The following is a 5,761-nucleotide window of genomic DNA, read 5'->3' as shown; positions in this document are numbered from 1 at the left end:
TCCACTCATTCTGTGGTAATATTCCGCCGAAGGAGTACGAGGACGCCTTCTATAAGACCCAGGGATCTACTACGTCATTCGCAAGTTCGCAGGAATCGTAGCCTCCAAGATTCCCGGGGCGGTCCATACCGTACGGCTGTCAAGGTCGACCTCCTTCCATCGCAGCCCGCACGCCTCGCCCCGGCGTAGCCCGCGCAGCGCGATCAGCTGGTAGAGAGCGAACAGACGGTGCGCTTTGGCTTCTTGGAGGAACCGGCGGGTGTGCGCCGGTGTCCAGACCATGACCGGGGAGGGGCGTGGCACGCTGGTGTAGGCGTCGATGGGATCGACCCGCCGCCCGCCCCGGCGTTGCTTCCCCGTCTCCCGGTAGGCGCGGTAGTCGGTCTGCCAGGAACGGACCCGGTCCTCGGTCCACACCAGTGCCTTGGGCCGGGTGTAGGCGGCCATCTCCAGGACGGCGGCGGGGTTGAAGTCGATCAGCCGGTCCTGGCGCATGGCCATGTTGAGCGCGTGCCGGAGGGTGGCGCGGATGCGGTGCATGGTGGCGATGCTGATCGGTCGCCGGTATTTGACGCTCTCGCGTACCTGCGGGTCGGGGTCGGCGCGGCGTTCGGCGATGGTGTCGTTGAACTCCTCGATCTGCTCGAACATCAACGCGATGTCGCTGACCTTGAGCTGATCCAACCGCAGCCGCCCCAGGTAGGGGGTGAGGTAGAGGCGGATGTGGCCCTCGTAGGAGCGGCGGGTGGTCTCCTCGATCTTCCGCTTGCGGTTGAGGAACTCCGTCAGCCACTGCTCGACGGTGATCTCCTGGGTCAGATGCTGCCCGGTCTTGATCTTCCGCCGGACCGTCTCCGCGTTCGGGAGGGTGTCGGTCTCGGCCAGCGTTCGTTTGATCAAGTCAGCGATCTGGATGCGAGTGGCGGGCTCACGCGGGTCGGCCAGCGCGAGCAGGTCACGCACTTGCCCAAGCTCGGCCTTGGCGGCGTCCTGGGTGGCGAAGCCACCGCGGCGCAGCGGCCCGCGCCGCTTGCCGTCGCTGCCGGGTGGGAGTTCGATCTGGTAGTTCCAGATGCCGTGCCGGTAGCTCCATCCGCCGTCGGCGCGGCGCAACTTGGGGCATTGCTGCCCGAGTGCTTTGCCGTCGCTGTTGCGGCAGGAGCAGCGTTTGAAGGTGCGTCCCTCGGCCATGGTGTGTGTCGTCCTCTTCTCTTCGGTGCTGTTGGGTGGGGCTGCTGTGACGGTGAGCAGGGAAGCGGATGGAGTTCGGCGCGGGGTTGCTGCGTTCAGTTCCTGATGGCTAGCGAAGGCACTGGCTGCCCCTCGCCCACCTGCGGAGCTGGGTAAGTCCGGTTCCGAGCACTCGTCCCGCGGTGTCCCGCTCGGCCGCGGCCCCGGGGATCGCTGGGCACGGGCGCACAGCGGCCCTGTCGCCCCCTGGCGCCGTCGGTACGGCGTGGGACGCCGGGTCGTCGTGTTCCCGCCCGGCGCGGCCGATGCGGTGGGTGTGGGCCGGGCGAGCACGCCCGTAGTCGTCACCCGCCGCATCGATGGCCGTGCCGGACAGGGCGTATCGACGCCCACCCGGATGGCGCTGGTCAAGGCCGAATCCGACGGTCAACACCGGTCCCGGGTCAGGGCCGTTGCGTTCTCGGCTGATGAGACTGCTGCACCCCTGAGCCGGGGGTGACGCGTAGGGGCGCCCCGACGCGGATATGGCAAACGCGACCCCTCATGATCGTCGGTGTCTAGACAGTCGATCAAGAACAGGGGCCGCGTTCGCGTGCCATCATCCACGATCGACGTGCTCTCCCGCCACCTGGAGCACGTCACCCTCACCGACCCCGCCTCCGAACTGCCCACCCTGGCCCAGGTGCTGGATGCCGTACCCGACCCACGCCATCGTCGAGGCCGCCGCTACCGGCTCGGCCCGCTGCTCGCGTTATCCCTGCTCGCCGTGCTCAGCGGAGCGACATCCCTGGCGAAGATCACCCGGTTCATCGCCGGATACGACCCCGACCTACGCATCCGGGTCGGGCTCCCGGCCACCATCCGGCTGGCCGCCAGCACCCTTGGACGGCTGCTTGCCCGCCTGGACAGCGATGCCCTCGACGCCGCGACCTGCGCCTACCTCGCCGCGCTCACCACCTGCCACCCATCGGAAACGACCGCCCAGACGACCACCGCCCCCAAAACGCGCCTACTCGGCCTGGCCGTGGACGGCAAGACCCTGCGCGGTAGCCGTACCGGCGACGGCGTCACTCACCTGCTGGCCGCCGTCCGGCACGACACCCAGACCGTCCTGGCCCAACGGCAGGTCGACGCCAAGAGCAACGAGATCCCCGCCTTCACACCCCTGCTGTCCGGCCTGGATCTGTCCGCGATGGTCATCACCACCGATGCCCTGCACACCCAGCACGAGCACGCCCGGCAGATCATCGCCGCCGGCGGCCACTTCCTGTTCATCGTCAAGGCCAACCAGCCCACGCTCCACCGCAGGCTCAAGGCGCTGCCCTGGCGCGAAGCGGTCCTCAACGACCGCACCGACGAACGCGGGCACGGCCGCCGAGAGATCCGCCGCATGAAGATCTGCACCACCCGCCCCGGCCTGCCCTTCCCGCACGCAGCCCAGGCCATCCAGGTCAAACGCCGCCGCACCGACCTCAAGACCGGCAAGACCACCATCGTCACGATCTACGCCATCACCAGCCTGCCACTCGGCCGCATCACCCACGCCCACCTCGCCGCGCTGATCCGCGGGCACTGGAGCGTCGAGGCCCTGCACCACATCCGCGACGTCACCTACCGCGAAGACGCCTGCAAGGTCCGCACCGGTGCCGCGCCCCGGATCCTGGCCAGCCTCCGAAACCTCGCCGTCGGCCTGAGCCGCCTCATCGGCTGGACCAACATCACCGCTGCTACCGATCATTACCGCAGCCATCCTGCCGACGGCCTTCAGCTACTCGGTCTCACCACATGAGAACGCTTCAGCCCTGGGTCCCGGGTGCTGGCGGTTTCCGCACCGCTTCGCCGCCGCTGCATTCGCGCATCGCTTGAGGCACCACAGAGTTAAGGACAACTCCCGTGCGCGGGAGCGCACCCACGCGTGCGAGCAAGATGAGAAGCCGTTTCCAGCACGCCGGCCGGGGATGGCGTGCGTCGTCGCTGCCGGCTCGATGGACACCCTTCGCGGCAGTCGGGAGGCGTCGGTCGTGTTGAGCGGTACGGTTTCGCCGTTTGCCTGGTACGGAGAATGATGTGGTTGGTGATGTCGCGTTGCTCTGCGGTGAAGCCATGTGGGTGCGGCCCGATTACCTGGGCCACCTGGTCCCTGTCGCCTTTATAAATACCTGCGGTCAGGCCCGATTTTGGACAGCAGGCAGAGCAAAGGTTTGACTATGATTACCGGACAAAGCACTCGTATTCGGTGTACGTCGTGCCCGCGGACGGACGGGGATCGCCCCTGGTCGTAGAGGCCGCAGGCATGGCGGCGTGCAGGATGCAGGCGGTGATGGTGAGAAGCTGACGCGACCTGCGGATTAAAAGTCGGCAGATATTATGCCAGCCCGTGCCGAACTATTGCTCAAAGTATCACGCTGTCCGTAAATGCCGTCGCTAAAATGTCCATGAATGCCGTCCGGTGGTATGCCGTATCAGGTGCCGAAGAGCATCGGACGAGCAATCGTGGGGTGGATGGCATCCCTTGACCGCTTCTATTTACGTTCGATTTGCGAGCTGACGTCTTGGAGGGTCGCAGCCCCAAGGGGTTTGGCCAGGCGCCCGACCCATGGTGGTCAACATCGCTCACACACGCCGCGACCTCCTCGACCATCATGACGCTTTCGCCGTCTTCAATATCTGACCGAAAGCAGACAAAGCGAATCAGTGCCGAGGCCCTGGCCCGCACCCACGCGCGGGTTTCAGGTAGAGACGATGTGCCTATAGCAGATGTTCAATACCTCGAGACTCTGATAATCGTCGTTGTCCCGGCGTAGCCCGAGGCTCCGGGTGAGGCCGGCCACTTGGGGGAAGGCATCCAGGGGGCGGGACCCAGCGCAATAGTGGCGGCCGACAGCACGTTGCGCTTGCGGTGCAGGTCATCCACCTGTGCCTGCGTACCAGCTGTGCCAATCTGGCGGCCGTACTCGTCGGACAGGGTTCGCAGCCTGTGAACAAGGAGCATGTCGTACGGCAGGCGCAGGTCGCCGCACGACCAGCGCGGTGCGGTCAGGGGCATGGCGGGCGCTGTCTTCCAGAATGATCGACAGGTTGAGCATGGCGACCCTCCCTTGGAATGTGGGACAAGGATCCCCTCAGGATGGGCGCCGACTTGTATGAACGTGCCGACCCGCGTGCAGGAAGGCTCGCCGGACTGATGATCGTGGGCGACGCGGTGGTGGAGCCGGCAATGAGATCCTGCACGCAGGGAGCCCGCCACCGTCGCCCACGATCACATGACGACGAGAGAGCGCACGTTGGAGCAGCAAACCGCCGATCACGAGACCTCTAAGGGGAACAGCAGACCGCGGCGTTCCTGCTCGACTCTGTCAGAGGCTGGTGAACGGTGGTGAGGTCGAGGTTGCTGGCAGGGAGTGGGAAGGGCTGGATCCGTCGACGCGCAGCGAGCCGGGCAGTGCTATCCCTCGTAACTGCTTTCGCGGGCGAGAGGCAGGACATACTCCTCGGCCTGTCTAGCCAGATGAAGCGGCAGCGGCCGGCTGAGCGGGTGGTACTCGTCGTGAAATCGCAACTGATGAGCCGAGGCCGCGACAATCGCCGGTTGGTCCGGGCGTACATCGGAGCGCCCTGACGTTTCAAGTACAGCTCTGGACAAGCAACCCAGGACCGTCAGCTCCAAAGCCTGAGGATTCGATGCCGTAGCGGCCGGGGCGTGGGGCCACGACTCAGTGGGAACCAGTTTGAGGAGGTCGCGAGCCACCTTGCGTCCCGCGGGCGGCCTGTCGACGGTGCTCGCGAACACCCGGTTGTCCTCGTCCGCGTTTCGCGTGCACCATAGACCCTGCGCCAGACCAGGCGTGAGGTCCTCGCTCGCGCCGGGCGCGAACCACTGCGATGTTTCCTCCCGGCTGTTGGCATCACGGAGCAGCACCATGCGAAGGTCTGGCCCATAGAGCGCGATCCACGAGGGTTCCCGATCCCCGTCGAAAGAGATCTTGTCCCTGACGAGCTGCCCATTGCTGAGACCAGGCCAAGCATCACGCAGGTTCCCGCTGTTGACCAGGAGGAGGGTCGGCCGATCCCGTACCTGGTAGAGCAAGGATCGGATTCGACGCTGGACCGCGTCGCGTCGGTCCGCGTCGCTCCGGATGTCCTCGGCGCCTCCACCGGCGATGAGAGTGAGAAGTAGCTGGGCATACGGCACCCACTCCTTACGGGCGTCGTCCCAGCCACGCACGGGATGGTGCTCGTCGTCAGGGCGTATCCGAAGGGCGACCAGATACTGCCCTGCTTGCCGGGTCGGTCCGCTGGCCTGGCGACGGACGTACCAGAGGGCTAGGTACTGCAGGTCAGGGGCCAGCTCCTCGCCCAGCCGCTGTTGAGGCGGGACCACAGCGCCGAGTTGTCGCATACCGTCGGCAACGGCCGAGAGGGCACGTCGCTCCACGGGTTCCTCTGAGCCTGGATCCACCGCTGGGAATCTGACAAAAGAACTGTGAAATAGGGCGAGGTGCCCTTTGGCCTGGGAAGATGGGAGTTCTCTACGCTCCAGCAACCCAAATCAGAAGGACACCTCGTACGT

Annotated in this window: 3 protein-coding genes; 1 reads left to right on the top strand and 2 read right to left on the bottom strand. The window is 65.9% G+C overall.

The features are described from left to right. Positions 1-69 precede the first annotated feature (69 nt). Positions 70-1,191: a hypothetical protein gene (locus tag ACTWPW_RS62705; RefSeq protein ID WP_443174800.1), complete on the bottom strand. Its 1,122-nt coding sequence runs from the start codon at positions 1,189-1,191 to the stop codon at positions 70-72. A gap of 592 nt (positions 1,192-1,783) precedes the next feature. On the opposite strand from ACTWPW_RS62705, the gene ACTWPW_RS62700 reads away from it, so the two are divergent. Further along, positions 1,784-2,980, top strand: coding sequence for an ISAs1 family transposase (locus tag ACTWPW_RS62700; protein WP_443174799.1), 1,197 nt, complete (start codon positions 1,784-1,786; stop codon positions 2,978-2,980). A 1,656-nt stretch (positions 2,981-4,636) separates the two neighbouring features. Here the strand turns inward: ACTWPW_RS62700 and ACTWPW_RS62695 are convergent. Further along, a complete protein-coding gene (locus ACTWPW_RS62695) occupies positions 4,637-5,626 on the bottom strand; it encodes an RNAseH domain-containing protein (protein ID WP_443174798.1) in 990 nt (329 codons plus the stop codon). Between the last annotated feature and the right edge of the window lie 135 nt (positions 5,627-5,761).

Origin of the sequence: Nonomuraea sp. KM90 (assembly GCF_052246675.1) — a bacterium.
GTDB lineage: Bacteria > Actinomycetota > Actinomycetes > Streptosporangiales > Streptosporangiaceae > Nonomuraea.
Note: the sequence above shows the minus strand (reverse complement) of the source record. Positions and strands in the feature narration are given on the sequence as shown.